Here is a 15748-nt window from a genome sequence, read left to right as displayed (position 1 = left end):
CATGAGGCTCGGCCGCTATCCTCTTTCGCTCCGGCTCTCCGGACGGGTCGCAGAGCTGCGCAACCGGCTCTCCCGCGCCCGTTATTTCCGCGGGCACGGGGTGCATTCGCCGTTTGTCTACGACATCGTGCGCGAGGTGTTCATGCACGACGGGCTGCTTCCGGGCGACCGGACGGTTTACGACTCCCTGACGGCTGCGGGCGTATCCCGGCGTCGTGCCGGACAGCTGCAAAACCTGGCGATCCACTGCGGTTACAAGACCTTTGGCCTGAATCGTGCGGATGCGGAGTTGTGCGTGGTGACGCGCGACAGGTCGCGGGCCGAGACGCTGGCGCTGGTGCGCGAGGCGGGCGAAGCGGGACACACCGTGGCCGTGATGTCGCCTTACGACGGTCGCGTGCGGCAGGCTCTATGCGCCCAGATCGTTGCGCAGCACCGTTCGACGACGGTCGATAACCGCGGTTACCTGCTGATTTTCAACAACCATTTGCCAAAACAACACTTTCGGATATGAAGGTATACACCAAGACAGGCGACAAAGGGACCACTTCGCTGATCGGCGGCGAGCGGGTCTTCAAGACCGACGAGCGGGTCGAGGCTTACGGCTCGGTGGACGAACTGGCGGCTTTCACGGCCCTGCTGGCCGACAACCTGCGCGCAGACGACGCATTAGCGGCTTGCGTCGATGATTTGAACCGCATTCTTTCGCGGCTGATGACCGTCGAAGCCCTGCTGGCGACGGGCGAGTCGGGGCGCGGCAAGGTGGCTCCGCTGGACCCTGCGGTCGTCACGTGGCTCGAAGGGCGCATCGACGCCATGCAGGAGGCGTTGCAGCCCATCGACAAATTCACGATCCCCGGCGGGCATACTGCCGTGTCGCTGTGCCATGTCTGTCGCACCGTCTGCCGGCGTTCGGAACGCGCGGCGCTTCGGGCCGATGCGAAATACGGCGTCGAACCGTCGGTGCTGGTTTGGCTGAACCGTCTTTCGGACTATTTCTACCTGCTCGGACGCACGCTGACGGCTCATTATGAGGTGAAGGAGGTTTTGTGGATTCCTTAATCCGTTGATTTGCAAAAGTATGCGTGTGCAGTAACGATGTTTTGTCGTTTTTTCTTTGTTTTTCTCGATTTTTTTATACTTTTGCAAATCAGTCATACTGGGTCGAGAGCCCTGCCGGGCTTTTAACCGGTTGATATTTGGGAACTTAAAAACTTTGTGACTATGTATTGGACACTTGAACTGGCTTCTAAGCTCGAAGACGCCCCCTGGCCTGCCACCAAAGAGGAGTTGATCGACTACGCGGTGCGTTCGGGAGCGCCGCTCGAGGTGCTCGAGAACTTGCAGGAGATAGAAGACGAAGGCGAGATCTACGAATCCATCGAAGACATCTGGCCCGACTATCCTTCGAAAGACGACTTTTTCTTCAACGAGGAGGAATACTAATGAAAATGCGGAGTTCGGGCTCCGCATTTTTTTATTGACAGGCTTGTGCTGTCCGCTATTTCGTGGCGATGTAGAACAAGTCGAAACAATTCACCCCGACCGGACCGATACGGTAGTCGTCCATCCGGATCGAGGTCGTCAGATCGGTGTTCTGACGGAGGAGCCTGCGGCGGTTGAGGCGGTTCAGCAGGTCGTAGGGCAGTTGCAGCAGGCGGCGCGGTAGGCGGTGCTGGAGGTCCAGAACGTCGAACCGCGTGATGCGGCGGACGCTGCGGCGGTTCTCTTCGTAATAATCCATCACTTTTTCATCTCCGAACACCCCGAGGGTCTCGACCGTGGAAAAACTCCCGGCGAGGAGCCTCCGGAGTTCTTCGGCCGTGTATTCGCGCACGTGCCACGGATTGCGTGTCAGCGACATCGGTGCGTTGGGGGTCGTCACGATGAAACGTCCGCCCGGACGCAGCACCCGGGCGATCTCGCGCACGAAATCGCCGTCGCGCCGGATATGTTCGATCACCTGGAACGAAATCACGCAGTCGAAACTCCCGTCGGGAAAATCCAGCGGCGGCACTTCGGCCTGCCGGAATTCGACATTGGGCAGTTGCAGCAGTTCCGGCGCCGGGACGTGCTTGTCCACGGTGACGAACCGCCGGGCACGCGGCGCCACGACTTCGATGCCGTAGCCGCTTCCCGTGCCGATTTCGAGCACGTCGCCCGCGATGCGTTCCGCTGCGGCGTGGTAGGCCAGCAGCGAGCGTTGGAATACGAAATTGTCGGAAGCCTCCGCCGACACGCGCTCTGCGGTGTTAATCTTCGTCATGGGTCTTGCTCTTTATTCCCTTTTCATCGACCTCGACTTCGCCGCGTTTCAGGAGCATTCCCAGCGAACGCTTGAAGACCTTCTTGCTCATCTGCGTCAGCCGCACCACCTCCTCCGGGGCGCTGTCGTCGTTCAAGGGGAGGAATCCGCCGTTGTCGCGGACCAGCCGGAGCAGCGTTTGCGCCGAGTCCTTCACCTGCGCGAATCCGGCCTGCTGGAGGCTTACGTCGATGCGGTTGTCCTCGGTGATGCGGCGGACGTAGCCCGTCAGGCGGTCGCCGACGGCCACCGGACGGAAGATCTGGTTGCGGTAGATCATGCCCCAATGGCGGTTGTTGACGATCACGCGGTAGCCGATCTCGCTTTCCGAGGCGACGAGCAGCGAAACTTCCTCGCGGGGTTTCACCGAGATCAGATCGTTGTTGATGAAGCCCTTGAGTTTGGTCGTGGCCACGCAGCGGCCCGTGATGCTGTCTTCGTAGAGGTAGACGACATAGCTGTGCCCGGCCAAGATGCCGCCCTGCTGGTTGCGGTTCGGGAGGAAGAGGTCCTTGCCGTGGAGCCCCCAGTCGAGAAAAGCCCCGTGGGCCGTCTTGTCCACCACGCGCAGGAAGCCCGCCTCTCCGGCGCGCAGCAGCGGCGTTTCGGTCGTGGCCACCAGCCGGTCTTCGGAGTCGTGGTAGAGAAACACCTCTTTCCGGTCGCCGACCTTGTCGGTCAGCGAGGTGTAGCGGTTGGGCAGCAGAACTTCGTTCTGTTCCTCGTCCGCGAGGTATAGTCCGTATTCCGATATGCGGCTTACGGTGAGGGTTTGTGTGCGTCCTGCTCTGAGCATTGTCGTTTGTTGAGAGATACGGTGCAAAAGTACGTTTATTTTCGCCCGAATCCAAACATTGCAGTCCTGCCGGTCGGAAGAAATCGCGCTTTTGTCGCGGCTTGGGCCTCTCTTTTTGCGTTTTGACCGGAAAAAGGCTATCTTTACCGGAAACAGAAAACGATCCCGCCATGAATTTCCGCCGATTCCTGCCGCTGCTCTGGGGCGGACTGCTGGCTGCCGCCGCCGCATGCGCCCAGCCTGTCAGCACGCTCTACGACAAGGCCGAATACCGTATCGCCATGCGCGACAGCGTGCGCCTCCACACCTCGGTCTATACCCCCAAGGCCCCGGGGCGCGCCCCGATCATCATTTTCCGCACGCCTTACGGCACGGGGCCCTACGGCGCGGACGCATTCCCCGCCGGGCTCGAAAAAGGCTACCTGCGGAGCTATGTCGATCGCGGCTATATCATCGTCCAGCAGGACGTGCGGGGGCGTTACATGAGCGAGGGCGAGTTCATGCACGTCCGTCCGGTGGGCTTCGGCGACGTGGACGAGGCCACGGACAGCTACGACACGGTGGAGTGGCTCGTGAAGCACATCCCCGGCAACAACGGCCGCGTCGGGTTCGCGGGCAGCTCCTATCCGGGCTTCTACGCCCTGATGGGGGCCCTGAGCGGTCACCCTGCGGTGAAGGCCGTCTCTCCGCAGGCGCCCGTGACCGACTGGTACATGGGTGACGACGTGCACCACAACGGCATCCTGATGCTGAGCGACGCCGTGCGGTTCCTCAATTCGATGAACACCCCTTCGGGACACACGCCGACGGACCGGATGCCCCGGCGCGAACTGACCTTTTCGCCCGATGACCGCACGTTCTTTCTGGAACACCCGACGCGGGCCGACCTGACGACGCTGCTGGCTCCCAACGCCTTTTGGGAGGAGATGTCCGGACACCCCGACTACGACGAGTGGTGGCGGGCCCGCGACACGCGCCGGGCGTGCTACAACATCCGCCCGGCGATGCTCGTCGTGGGCGGCACCTACGACGCCGAGGATTGCTACGGGGCGTGGAACCTCTACCGGGCCGTGGTGCGGCAGAGCGCGCAGACTCCGGTGCATCTGGTCGTGGGGCCGTGGTCTCACGGGGCATGGCGCGGCGACGGCCGCAGGCTCGGGGACTTCGACTTCGGCGAGGAGGCTTCCGGACGCTATTACATGGAGCATTTCGAGGTGCCGTTCTTCGACTGCCACCTTTGGGCCCGCGATACGGTCGATCGGCTGCCGCCCGTGGCGGTCTTCTCCTCGGGCGACGACCGCTGGCATGCGTTCGGCCGCTGGACGCCCGCCGGGACCCGCCGGATGACCTTCTACCTGGCCGACGGAGGCCGCCTCACGACGGAGAAACCCGCGGCCAGGAACTCTTCGACGGGCTATCTGTCCGATCCGGCCGATCCCGTGCCGTACCTCGAAACTCCGGGTCTCGGGCGGCCCAAAGAGTATATGGTCGCCGACCAGCGGTTCCTCGCGGGCCGCAAGGACGTGCTGACCTTCGTAACCGAACCTCTTGCGGAGGATATGACCCTCGTGGGACCCGTCGAGGCGACGCTCGAAGCGGCGCTATCGACCTCGGACGCCGATTTCGTCGTGAAGCTGATCGACTGCTTCCCCGACGGCGGCGGCGAGGCCGGGACACAGATGCTCGTGCGGGGCGATGCCGTGCGGGGACGCTACCGCGACGGATTCGCACGCCCGAAAGCCTTTTCGCCGGGCAAACCCGAGTGCGTGCGGCTGCGCATGCCGGACATCGCCCATACGTTCCGTGCTGGACACCGCATCATGGTGCAGGTGCAGAGTTCGTGGTTTCCGCTCATGGAGCGCAGTCCCCAGCAATTCGTGGATTTGTGGAGCTGTGCGGCGTCGGATTTCGTGCCTTGCCGGGTGACGCTCTTCCACCAGCGCGACCGTGCTTCGTTCATCTCCGTCCACAAACTCTGATTCCGATGCAGTTGCGTATCGCTCTCTGTCAGACCGACATCGCGTGGGAACAGCCTGCGCAGAACCTCGCCCGGCTGGAGCCGTTGGTGGCCGGTGTCGATGCCGACGTGGTGGTGCTGCCCGAGCTGTTCGCCACGGGCTTCACGCTCGATCCCGCCCCGGTCGCCGAAGCCCCCGGCGGGGAGGTCGTCACGGCCTTGCGCCGCTGGGCCGTGCAGTACGGCAAGGCCGTCGCGGGCAGCGTCGCCGTCGCCGAAGGGGGCCGCTTCTTCAACCGGATGTATTTCGTGACGCCCGACGGCGGGTGCGCCCGCTATGACAAACGCCATCTGTTCGCGCCCGGCGGCGAAGCCCGGAACTACACGCCCGGCAGCGACCGCGTGGTGGTCGAATACCGGGGTTTCCGGTTTCTGCTGCTCGTCTGCTATGACCTACGGTTCCCGGTTTGGAGCCGCTGCCGCGGGGATTACGACGCCATCCTGTGCTGCGCTTCGTGGCCCGCGTCGCGGCGCGAGGCGTGGCGGACGCTGCTGCACGCCCGGGCTGTCGAGAACCAATGCTACGTCGCGGGGGTGAATCGGGTGGGGGACGACCCCTCGGGGCATTACGCCGGGGATTCGCTCCTCGTCGATTTCAAAGGCCGCACGATGGCCGAGGCCGGCGACCGTGAGCAGACGCTCTTCGCGGCGTTCGACGCCGATGCGCTGGAGGCTTTCCGCTGCAAATTCCCCGCTTGGAGGGATGCCGACGATTTCCTGATTCGAATGTGATTCGCCCGGCTTGTTTTTCAGGCGCAAATGTCGTATCTTTACGCACTTTTCGCGCCGGATTCCCTGTGCACTCAATAAAAGGGGCCTCCGGTACGTTTTCTGAGGACAATGGAAGATACGATCAAAATACTCGGCGCCCGGGTCCACAACCTCCGGAACGTGGACCTCGAAATCCCGCGCCGCAAACTGGTGGTCATCACCGGGCTTTCGGGTTCGGGCAAATCGTCGCTGGCCTTCGACACGATCTATGCCGAGGGACAGCGCCGCTATATGGAGACGCTCTCGACCTATGCCCGGCAGTTCGTGGGGACGATGGAGCGTCCCGACGTGGACAAGATCACGGGACTGAGCCCCGTGGTGGCCATCGAGCAGAAGACCACCAACAAGAATCCCCGTTCGACGGTAGGCACCGTCACCGAGATCAACGACTTCCTGCGCCTCCTCTATGCGCGGGCGTCGCGGGCCTATTCGCCCGTCACGGGCGAGGAGATGGTCCACTATTCCGACGACCAGATCGCCGATCTGATCCTCACGGGTTTCGCCGGGCGCAAGATCGCCCTGATGGCCCCCGTGGTGAAGGGCCGCAAGGGCCACTACCGCGAACTGTTCGAATCGCTGGCCAAGAAGGGCTACATCTACGCCCGCATCGACGGCGAGATCCGCGAAATATCCTCCGGGATGCGTCTCGACCGTTACAAGATACACACCATCGACCTGGTGGTGGACCGTCTGTTAGTGAACGACGAATCCCGCGAGCGGCTGATGACCTCGCTGAAGGAGTCGATGCGGCAGGGCAAGGGAACGATGGCCGTCTACGACTACGGCACCGAACAGCAGCGCTTCTATTCGCGCCACCTGATGTGCCCCTCGACAGGCATGGCTTTCGAGGACCCTGCGCCCCACACCTTTTCGTTCAACTCCCCGAAGGGCGCCTGCCCCCATTGCAACGGACTGGGCGAGGAGGCGGTGTTCGACATCGGGAAGATCATCCCCGACACCCGGCTTTCGCTGCGCGACGGGGCCGTCGAGCCGCTGGGCAAGTACCGCAACAACATGCTCTTCGCCATCCTCGAGATGCTGGGCCGCCGCTACGATTTCACGCTGGACGACCCCGTCGAGAGCTTTTCCGAGGAGGCGCTGAACGCCGTGCTGTACGGCGATTCCGAACCGCTGACGGTCGATCTTTCGGAGTTCAGCTCCCCGGGCGGACGGCAGTTCCTTTCGTGGGAGGGTGTCGCCGAGTATATCGGCCGCACCGAGGACGACGATTCGAAACGCGGCCAGAAGTGGCGCGACCAGTTCCTCGTCTACCGCAAATGTTCGGTCTGCAACGGCACGCGCCTCAAAAAGGAGGCTTTGCAGTTCCGCGTCGCCGGCAAGAATATCGCCGAGGTCTCGGCCATGTCCATCGCGGAGTTTTCGGAGTGGGTGCCCACGATCCGCGAACAGATGACGGAAAAGGAGTGGAAGATCGCCCAGGAGATCGTCAAGGAGATCCGCGAGCGCCTGCGCTTCCTGATGGACGTGGGGCTGGGTTACCTGTCGCTGGCGCGTTCGTCGCGCTCGCTGTCGGGCGGCGAGAGCCAGCGCATCCGCCTCGCCACGCAGATCGGGTCGAAGCTCGTCAACGTGCTCTACATCCTCGACGAGCCCTCGATCGGCCTGCACCAGCGCGACAACCAGCGGCTGATCCGCAGTCTCGAAGAGCTGCGCGACGCGGGCAACTCGGTGATCGTCGTCGAGCACGACGAGGACATGATGCGCGCCGCCGATTTCATCGTCGATGTGGGGCCCCGCGCGGGCCGCAAGGGCGGCAATATCGTCGCCGCCGGAACTTTCGATGACATTCTGAAATCGGACACCATCACCGCCGATTACCTCACGGGACGCCGGCGGATCGGGATTCCCGAAACGCTGCGCAAGGGCACGGGCGGGAGCATCGTGATCCGCGGGGCCCGGGGCAACAATCTCAAGAATGTCACGGCGGAATTTCCGCTGGGCAAGTTCATCTGTGTGACGGGCGTCAGCGGTTCGGGCAAATCGACGCTGGTCAACGAAACCCTGCGGCCGATCCTTTCGAAGGCGCTCTACCGCTCCTTCGATCAGCCGCTGGAGTACGATTCGGCCGAGGGCATCGACCGCATCGACAAACTGGTGGTCGTGGACCAGTCGCCCATCGGGCGCACTCCGCGGTCGAATCCCGCGACTTATTCGAACGTCTTCGCCGACATCCGCAAGCTGTTCGAAATGACCCCCGACGCCCAGATCCGCGGCTTCAAGGCGGGGCGTTTCTCGTTCAACGTCAAGGGCGGCCGCTGCGAGGAGTGCCGGGGCGCGGGCGTGCAGACGATCGAGATGAATTTCCTGCCCGACGTTTACGTGCGCTGCAAGGCGTGCGGCGGCCACCGCTACAACCGCGAGACGCTCGAGGTGAGATACAAGGGCAAGAATATCGACGACGTGCTGAACATGACGGTCAACATGGCCGTGGAGTTTTTCGAGAATATTCCCAATATCCATCAGAAACTCAAGGCGATTCAGGAGGTGGGCCTCGGCTACCTGACGCTCGGGCAGCCCTGCACGACGCTGTCGGGCGGCGAGAGCCAGCGCATCAAACTCTCCTCGGAGCTGTCGAAGCGCGACACGGGGCGCACGCTCTACATCTTGGACGAGCCCACGACGGGGCTCCATTTCGAGGACATCCGTCTGCTGCTGGAGGTGTTGAACAAACTCGTCGATCGCGGCAACACGGTGATCGTCATCGAGCACAACCTCGATGTCGTGAAGGTCGCCGACCATATTATAGATATAGGTCCCGAGGGCGGGGCCGCCGGCGGTGAGATCATCGCCGCGGGGACACCGCACGAGATCGCGCAGTGCGAACGCAGCTACACGGGGCAGTTCCTTAAAAAGATCGGGTTGTAAACCATACGGACCCTCCGACAGCACGAATCGACTCTTTTCGCGGCATTCTGCATTTCGGTACGGATTTTGTTTTCATAGCCGTAACAAACCTTATGTGCTATGAAAAAAACAGTCATTATCGTCTTGGGGCTGCTGCTTGCCGCAACGGCCTTCACCGTGATCGGACAGAAGAAGATCCTGTCGCCCAAAGAGGAGCGCCGCGAGGTGCGCGAGAAACGCCGTGCGGAACGCATCGCCAACTACGAGAAGTTCATGGACTCGCTCGTGCTGTCGCGCAACTTCCAGTTCAATCCCTCGACCATGCAGCGTCAGCCGGCAGGTCCCATGCGTCAGATCATGAACCCCGCGTTCAACGTCGGCGTCTGGGACGGCACGATCGACATCTGCCTGCCCTATATCAAGGGATACGTGCCGCCTTACTACGTGACGGTCATCAACTATACGGTGCCCGACGTGCAGGGCTACACCACCGAGCAGACCCACGAAGGATGGATGGTGACCTTCTCGACATCGTTGTTCTCGGCTTCGACCTACACTTTCACCTTCGAGATATTCTCCCGTACGGGCGGCGCCAACCTCACGATCACCAATCCGTGGTACAGCCCCGTGCAGTATTCGGGTTCGATTTCGCAGTTGTATTGACCCGCCGTTTTCGGCCGGATTGAGAAAGGGTGCCCGCAGGCACCCTTTCTCGTTCGTGCGGGTTCTCGCAGGCACCCTTTCTCGTTCGTGCGGGTTCTCGCAGCCTATTTTTTGTAGATCAGCGCCACGGCGGAGACGGAGATGCCCTCCTCCCGTCCCTCGAAGCCCAGCTGTTCCGTGGTCGTGGCTTTGACCGACACCCGGTCGCCGTCTACGCCCATCGCTTCGGCCATCGCGGTGCGCATGGCGTCGATGTGCGGCCGCAGTTTGGGCCGCTGTGCGCGGATCGTGCAGTCCACGTTTCCGATCTCATAGCCTTTCTCACGCAGCAGCGCCGCGACTTTCCGCAGCAGTATCTTCGAGTCGATGCCCCTGAACTCGTCCGACGTGTCGGGGAAATGCAGTCCGATGTCGCCCAGCGCCGCAGCGCCCAGCAGGGCGTCGCACAAGGCGTGGATCACCACATCGCCGTCCGAATGGGCGACGCATCCTTTCGTGTGCGCGATCTCTATGCCGCCGAGCACCAACGGCAGGCCGTCGGCCAGGGCGTGTACGTCGTATCCGTGTCCTATTCTGAAATCCATCGGTTTCCGTATTTTATATTGTCAAAGTTACGGATTTTTCCTAACTTTGCAAAAATGCAAATGCCTATGTCAGAAATTACCTCGCTGGAGCCCCGCCTCGTGTGGGAACAGTTCGACGCCATCACGCGCGTTCCGCGTCCTTCGAAAAAGGAGGGCAAGATCATCGACTTCCTGGTCGACTTCGCAAAAAAACACCATATCGAGTACAAGAAGGACGCCATCGGCAACGTCGTGATGCGCAAACCTGCCACGCCGGGTTTCGAGGAGCGTCCCGCAGTGATTCTCCAGTCGCACATGGACATGGTCTGCGAAAAGAACTCCGACGTGGAGTTCGATTTCGACAACGATCCCATCCGCACGCGCATCGACGGCGGGTGGGTCAGGGCCGAGGGCACGACGCTGGGAGCCGACTGCGGCATCGGCATGGCCGCTGCGCTGGCCGTGCTGCTCGACGAGTCGGTGGAGCACGGACCCCTCGAAGCGCTGTTCACCGTCGACGAGGAGACGGGCCTCACGGGCGCGTTCGAGCTGGGCGAGGGGATGCTCACGGGCAAATATCTCGTCAATCTCGATTCGGAGGACGAGGGCGAGATCTTCATCGGCTGTGCGGGCGGCATCGACACCATCGCCACGTTCCACTACACGATGGAGCCTGCGCCGAAGAATTACGCCTTCTTCCGCGTCGATGTCTCGGACCTGCAGGGCGGACACTCGGGCGACGACATCGACAAGGGCCGCGTCAACTCGAACAAGACCGTGGCGCGCCTGCTGTGGGACGGCATGCAGTCGTGCGAGCTGAAACTGAGCTACTTCAACGGCGGAAACCTCCGCAATGCCATTCCCCGCGAGGCTTACGCCATTTTCGGCATCCCCGCCAGACTTAAAGGGGAGTTCGTGAAACGTTATAACCTGTTTGCCGCGGACCTCGAAGCCGAGTTCCGCTTCCGCGAACCCAATTTCCGGATCACCCTCAACGAGATGCCGCAGGTGGAGGAGGTCCTCGACGCGCGGACGCAGTTCGCGCTGGTCTATTCGATCGTGGGCGTGCCCAACGGCGTCATCGCCATGTCGTTCGCCGTTCCGGGACTGGTCGAGACCTCCACGAACCTCGCGTCGGTGAAATTCGCCGACGGCAACCGCATCGTCGTCACCTCGTCGCAGCGGTCGTCGGTCGAGAGTGCCAAGACCTATGTGATGCAGATGGTCGAGTCGGTCTTCGCGCTGGCGGGTGCCGATGTGGCCCATTCCGACGGCTATCCCGGCTGGGCTCCCAATCCGCAGTCGCGGCTGCTGGAGGTCACGGTCGAAGCCTACAAACGGCTGTTCCACACCGAGCCCAAGGTCCGCGCGATCCACGCCGGACTGGAATGCGGACTGTTCCTCGAAAAATACCCCGACCTGGAGATGGTTTCCTTCGGCCCGACGCTCCGCGGCGTACATTCGCCCGACGAGCGGCTGGAGATCGCCACGGTTCCCAAGTTCTGGGACCTGCTTTGCGAGACGCTGAAAAGTCTGTAACCACCGCTCAATTTTGTGCAATGGGGTCTTTCCCGACACGGATCAGATGGCTGTTGACTGCGTTTTTTAGCGTGGTCGCATCGTTAATTTCCCCCCCCCTCCACGCCGCGCTGAATAACCTGGATTACCGCTTTCACGCCATGCCGGAAACCTCCTATTACGGGGGTATTCACAGCATCGCCAAAGACAGCGTGGGACGAATCTGGTTCAGCGGATACGATGCGCTGTTCATGTATAACGGCAGTGCGTTCGTCCGGATGGACGATTTGGTCACGAGCCTCTCGCCGAGTTCCTACTGGAATTACGGACAGGTGGTCACGGACCACCGCGGCGGGTTGTACGTCGGAACCAACCACGGACTGCTGCGCTTCGACTACGGTTCCCGGAGTTTCGAATCGGTACTGGACGGGAATATCGGTTCGGTCATGGTCAACGGCGACGGTACGGTATGGCTGATCCGCAACAACGACATCGAGTCGTTCGATCCGGAACGCCTGCCCGAGCTGGTGCGTTACGAACGGCCTCCGGACTGCTCGGTTTCGTCTTTGGCGCTGATATGCACCCGCGAATACGTTTATGCCGCGACGAAGGGGAACCTCTACCGGCTCAACCGCGAGACCGGACAGTACACGCTTTTCACGACCGTGGGCGGCGACGGCTGTGTGATCCGCGATGTCGTGGAGTACGGCGGGTCGGTCTATGTCCTTACGCTCATGGACGGCCTGTACGAATGCGACGGGGACGGCCGTGTCACGCAGTATTTCAGGCTGCCGGTCGAATACGAGAAGTCGGCCGGAGCCAAAGAGCTGTTTCTCGACACGTCGGGCATCATCTGGGTGGCCACGCAGTCGGGTCTCCTTCTTCTGGACCCTGCGACCGGCAGTACGCACCTTCTGCGTTCGAATCTCCATTATCCCTATTCGCTGCCCAACAATTCGGTGTGGTCGATATTTCCCGATCCCGACGGCGGGGTATGGGTCGGCACCTACGGGGGCAAACTGGCCTACATGACGCTGGCGGACAGCGGCGTAAATTATTTCAAGGCCACGCCGGGCGGGCTGAACCATCCCATCGTCAGCTGTTTCGAGGAGGATGACGCGGGCAATCTGTGGATCGGTACGGAGGGCGGAGGCCTGAACTACTGGGACCGGAAAAACGACCGCTTCGTCTACTATACGCAGGAGAGCCGCAGCGGCATTACGTCGAACATGATTAAGCGGCTGCGCTACGACAGGGACGGGAGGCTGCTGATTTCGGCTTTCAACGGCGGCATCAAATTATTCGACGCGCGGCGGGGGCGTTTTACCGACCTGCGCATGTATTGTTCGGCCTCGCCGCAGCCGTTGAGCATTTACGATTTCGTGCAGGAGGGCGATTCGGGAATCTGGCTGACGAATCCCGACGCCGAGCTGATGTACGGAGATGCCGGGAGCGGCATCGTCGGGGCCGTGCACCTGACGGACGACCGCGGAAACGAGGTCCGGCCGCACGTCGAAACGCTCTTCCACGACGGACAGGGCCGTCTGTGGCTGGTGACGCACAACGGAGCGTATGTCGTGGATGCCGCTTCGCGGCGGATTTTGGCGCATTATTACCTCGACGACGCTCCCTATTCGGAGAACAACCTTTGTTCGTATTGCGTCACGTCCGGTTCCGAAATCTGGTTCGGGACGCGCGGCGGGGGAGTCAACCTGTTGAGCCGCGACGGGGAGTATGCGAATTTCAAGGATCGGACCGGCGAAGGGCTGTCGGGGAAAACGGTTTTCGGCATTTTGGAAGATACGGTTTCGAAAAACGTCTGGTTCAGCACCAACAGCGGACTCTATTATTACGACTATGTGAGCCGGATGATCCGCAAGTCGCAGATCGACAGCCCGAACCTTTGCGGGGCCTACTACGTGCGGGCCTGCTATAAGACTTCGCGCGGGGAGATGCTCTTCGGGGGAACCGACGGATTTATCCTGTTCAATCCGGGAAAGATCGGGCACAACGAGCAGAAACCGAAGGTTTTTTTCACCGACCTGCTGATCAACAGCGAACCCGTGAGGCCCGGTGCCAAAGACTCGCCCCTGCGGAGGTCCATAACCACGATGGCCTGCGACGGGGACGACGGCAGCGCCATCGAACTGTCGCACCGGCAGTCGAATCTCGAAATCTGCTTTTCGGCGAACAGCTACCTGGACGCCGGGAAAAACCAGTATGCCTACCGGATGCTGGGGCTTTCCGAACGCTGGTCCCTGCTCCCGCGGGGTCAGAAGGCGGTGCAGTTCTTCAACCTGCCTGCCGGGAGTTATGTCTTCGAGGTCAAGGCCGCCAATAACGACGGATTGTGGGGCGACGAGGTTTCCTCCCTGCGCTTCGAGGTGAGCCCCTCGCCCTTTCTTTCCCGCTGGGCTTATGCCGTTTACGCGATGCTCCTGCTGGCTGTCGCCAGCTTTATCTGGCGCTATTTCACCGACAAGAAGATCTTCCAACAGCGGCTCGAACTGGAACGGATCAAGGAGCAGAACATGAAAGAACTGACCCAGGCCCGGATCAATTTCTTCACGAACATCTCCCACGACCTCAAAACACCGCTTACGCTGGTCATCGATCCGCTGAAACAGCTGAAACAGCATTTGCCCGGGGACGCCCCGTGCAACGACTATGTCCGCCTGATCGAAAAGAACGTGGGGCGTATCCAGCGAATGATCAGCCAGCTGCTTCAATTCCGGGAGATCGAGAGCCAGAAAATGACCCTGAACCGGCAGCCGGGCGACCTGATCCGATTTATCGACAGCATTTTTTCGTTGTTCGAGTTCTATGCCAGCAAAAAGGGCATCGAAACCGATTTCAGTTCCCGGTACGAGAGTTTCTACACCAGTTTCGACCACGACGTGATCGAGAAAATCTTCACCAACCTGTTCTCCAACGCGATCAAATACACCTCTGAAAACGGCTACGTAGGGGTGAAGATCGGCCGGGCTCCCCGGGAGCGGTGGCCGAAAGGGGCGGTGCCGGCCGCCGATACCGAATACCTTTCGTTTACGGTCACCAATACCGGGGCGGAGATTCCCGAGGACAAGAAGGATATTATTTTCGAATCGTTCAACCGCCTTTCCGCGCGCCGTCCCGAGTTCGAGAGCAGCACCGGCCTGGGCCTCGCCATCGTCCGGGAGCTGGTCGGCAATCTGGCGGGGAGCATAACCCTGCATTCGGGAAATTCGAAGGTCGCCTTCACGGTGGTGCTTCCCTTCTCGCGGAGCGCCGAAAAGACCAACAGCGCCGCCGAATCGTACGACTACACGGTTTCCGAGATCGACAACCTGCTGAAAGAGTCCGATGCCGCGGACCGGAACGACCGGCGTGTCCGCAAGGCATACGACATCGTGGTCATCGAGGACGATCCGGATCTGAGAAGCTACCTGGAACGGCGGCTGTCGGAATATTATAATGTATATACGGCGGACGACGGCCGGGAAGGCATTGCCAAGGTGGAGAAGATCTATCCCCAGATGGTCATCACCGACCTGATGATGCCGGAAGCCGACGGTTTCGATGTCTGCCGTTCCCTGCGGTCGAACATCAAGACCAGCCATATTCCGGTCATCATGCTGTCGGGGCAGGGCAAAGACGCCGACAACAAGATCAAGGCGCTGGAGTGCGGCGCCAGCGTGTTCATCGACAAGCCCTTCGACATGGATTACCTGCTCGGGCAGGTGGCCAACCTCATCAAGACCCAGAACGAGCTGAAACAGCGTTACAGCCGGAAATACATCGCCGAACCCTCGAAGATCACGATCTCCTCCGTGGACGAAGAACTGCTGAAAAAGGCGATGAACTACATCGAGCGGAACATCGACAACAACGACTACGACGTGGAGTCGTTCGTGTCGGACATGGCCATCGGGCGGACGCTCCTCTACCAGAAGCTGAACGACATTACGGGCATGTCGATCAAGGAGTTCATCATGGACATACGGCTGAAACGCGCCGCCCAGCTGCTCCGGGAGTCCGACCTGACGATCTCCGAGATTTCGATCATGACGGGCTTCGCCAATCCGAAATATTTCAGCATCTGTTTCAAGCGCCACTTCGAGCTGACCCCTTCCGAATTCAAGAAAAAGGCGTAATGTCTGGCGACCGGCCGCGCCGTTTCCGCCCTGCGCGACAAGGGGGGAGGCCGTGTTCGGCCGGGAATGGTTCCATTTTGTGCGATTCGTACAAAATGGAACCATTTCTGAATAAAT

General features: G+C 61.0%; 12 protein-coding genes. 9 read left to right on the top strand and 3 right to left on the bottom strand.

What is annotated here, in order from left to right; translation table 11 throughout:
- Position 1 precedes the first annotated feature (1 nt).
- The 3 genes from NQ519_RS00430 (at position 2) to NQ519_RS00420 (ending at position 1446) form a co-directional block, all read left to right on the top strand.
- Positions 2 to 514: a hypothetical protein gene (locus tag NQ519_RS00430; RefSeq protein WP_019150040.1), complete on the top strand. Its 513-nt coding sequence runs from the start codon at positions 2 to 4 to the stop codon at positions 512 to 514.
- Positions 511 to 1062: a cob(I)yrinic acid a,c-diamide adenosyltransferase gene (locus NQ519_RS00425; RefSeq protein ID WP_019150041.1), complete on the top strand. Its 552-nt coding sequence runs from the start codon at positions 511 to 513 to the stop codon at positions 1060 to 1062. The genes NQ519_RS00430 and NQ519_RS00425 overlap by 4 nt, the downstream gene beginning before the upstream one ends.
- 162 nt (positions 1063 to 1224) lie before the next feature.
- The gene (locus NQ519_RS00420; RefSeq protein WP_019150042.1) at positions 1225 to 1446 is read left to right on the top strand and encodes a DUF2795 domain-containing protein; all 222 of its coding nucleotides are present in this window, start codon (positions 1225 to 1227) and stop codon (positions 1444 to 1446) included.
- Between the two features lie 55 nt (positions 1447 to 1501).
- On the opposite strand, the gene NQ519_RS00415 is transcribed toward NQ519_RS00420, so the two are convergent.
- Together NQ519_RS00415 and NQ519_RS00410 are read right to left on the bottom strand one after the other, a co-directional pair.
- A complete protein-coding gene (locus NQ519_RS00415) occupies positions 1502 to 2266 on the bottom strand; it encodes a class I SAM-dependent methyltransferase (RefSeq protein ID WP_019150043.1) in 765 nt (254 codons plus the stop codon).
- The gene (locus NQ519_RS00410) at positions 2253 to 3101 is read right to left on the bottom strand and encodes a CvfB family protein (RefSeq protein ID WP_019150044.1); all 849 of its coding nucleotides are present in this window, start codon (positions 3099 to 3101) and stop codon (positions 2253 to 2255) included. The genes NQ519_RS00415 and NQ519_RS00410 overlap by 14 nt, the downstream gene beginning before the upstream one ends.
- A 170-nt stretch (positions 3102 to 3271) precedes the next feature.
- On the opposite strand from NQ519_RS00410, the gene NQ519_RS00405 reads away from it, so the two are divergent.
- The 4 genes from NQ519_RS00405 (at position 3272) to NQ519_RS00390 (ending at position 9417) form a co-directional block, all read left to right on the top strand.
- Positions 3272 to 5080, top strand: coding sequence for a CocE/NonD family hydrolase (locus NQ519_RS00405; RefSeq protein WP_019150045.1), 1809 nt, complete (start codon positions 3272 to 3274; stop codon positions 5078 to 5080).
- Between the two features lie 5 nt (positions 5081 to 5085).
- Positions 5086 to 5850, top strand: coding sequence for a nitrilase-related carbon-nitrogen hydrolase (locus tag NQ519_RS00400; protein WP_019150046.1), 765 nt, complete (start codon positions 5086 to 5088; stop codon positions 5848 to 5850).
- Between the two features lie 108 nt (positions 5851 to 5958).
- The gene (gene uvrA, locus NQ519_RS00395) at positions 5959 to 8775 is read left to right on the top strand and encodes an excinuclease ABC subunit UvrA (protein WP_019150047.1); all 2817 of its coding nucleotides are present in this window, start codon (positions 5959 to 5961) and stop codon (positions 8773 to 8775) included.
- Positions 8776 to 8874: 99 nt separating this feature from the next.
- A complete protein-coding gene (locus tag NQ519_RS00390) occupies positions 8875 to 9417 on the top strand; it encodes a DUF4251 domain-containing protein (protein WP_019150048.1) in 543 nt (180 codons plus the stop codon).
- A gap of 104 nt (positions 9418 to 9521) precedes the next feature.
- On the opposite strand, the gene ispF is transcribed toward NQ519_RS00390, so the two are convergent.
- Entirely contained in the window at positions 9522 to 10001 is a 480-nt protein-coding gene (gene ispF / locus NQ519_RS00385) for a 2-C-methyl-D-erythritol 2,4-cyclodiphosphate synthase (protein ID WP_019150049.1), read from the bottom strand.
- Between the two features lie 66 nt (positions 10002 to 10067).
- Here ispF and NQ519_RS00380 point away from each other — a divergent pair, with 66 nt between their 5' ends.
- Complete coding sequence (locus NQ519_RS00380; protein ID WP_019150050.1) at positions 10068 to 11519, top strand: aminoacyl-histidine dipeptidase; 1452 nt, start codon at positions 10068 to 10070, stop codon at positions 11517 to 11519.
- 140 nt (positions 11520 to 11659) lie between these two features.
- A complete protein-coding gene (locus NQ519_RS00375) occupies positions 11660 to 15631 on the top strand; it encodes a hybrid sensor histidine kinase/response regulator transcription factor (RefSeq protein ID WP_019150051.1) in 3972 nt (1323 codons plus the stop codon).
- Positions 15632 to 15748 lie beyond the last annotated feature (117 nt).

Source organism: Alistipes senegalensis JC50 (assembly GCF_025145645.1).
Classification (GTDB): domain Bacteria; phylum Bacteroidota; class Bacteroidia; order Bacteroidales; family Rikenellaceae; genus Alistipes; species Alistipes senegalensis.
This window is presented reverse-complemented; position numbering and strand designations above follow the sequence as displayed.

Coding starts and splice junctions, on each gene's coding strand:
- uvrA (WP_019150047.1), top strand. CDS start 5,959: ATGGAAGATACGATCAAAATACTCGGCGCCCGGGTCCACAACCTCCGG.
- NQ519_RS00405 (WP_019150045.1), top strand. CDS start 3,272: ATGAATTTCCGCCGATTCCTGCCGCTGCTCTGGGGCGGACTGCTGGCT.
- NQ519_RS00415 (WP_019150043.1), bottom strand. CDS start 2,266: ATGACGAAGATTAACACCGCAGAGCGCGTGTCGGCGGAGGCTTCCGAC.
- NQ519_RS00400 (WP_019150046.1), top strand. CDS start 5,086: ATGCAGTTGCGTATCGCTCTCTGTCAGACCGACATCGCGTGGGAACAG.
- NQ519_RS00410 (WP_019150044.1), bottom strand. CDS start 3,101: ATGCTCAGAGCAGGACGCACACAAACCCTCACCGTAAGCCGCATATCG.
- NQ519_RS00390 (WP_019150048.1), top strand. CDS start 8,875: ATGAAAAAAACAGTCATTATCGTCTTGGGGCTGCTGCTTGCCGCAACG.
- NQ519_RS00420 (WP_019150042.1), top strand. CDS start 1,225: ATGTATTGGACACTTGAACTGGCTTCTAAGCTCGAAGACGCCCCCTGG.
- NQ519_RS00375 (WP_019150051.1), top strand. CDS start 11,660: ATGCCGGAAACCTCCTATTACGGGGGTATTCACAGCATCGCCAAAGAC.
- NQ519_RS00430 (WP_019150040.1), top strand. CDS start 2: ATGAGGCTCGGCCGCTATCCTCTTTCGCTCCGGCTCTCCGGACGGGTC.
- NQ519_RS00380 (WP_019150050.1), top strand. CDS start 10,068: ATGTCAGAAATTACCTCGCTGGAGCCCCGCCTCGTGTGGGAACAGTTC.
- ispF (WP_019150049.1), bottom strand. CDS start 10,001: ATGGATTTCAGAATAGGACACGGATACGACGTACACGCCCTGGCCGAC.
- NQ519_RS00425 (WP_019150041.1), top strand. CDS start 511: ATGAAGGTATACACCAAGACAGGCGACAAAGGGACCACTTCGCTGATC.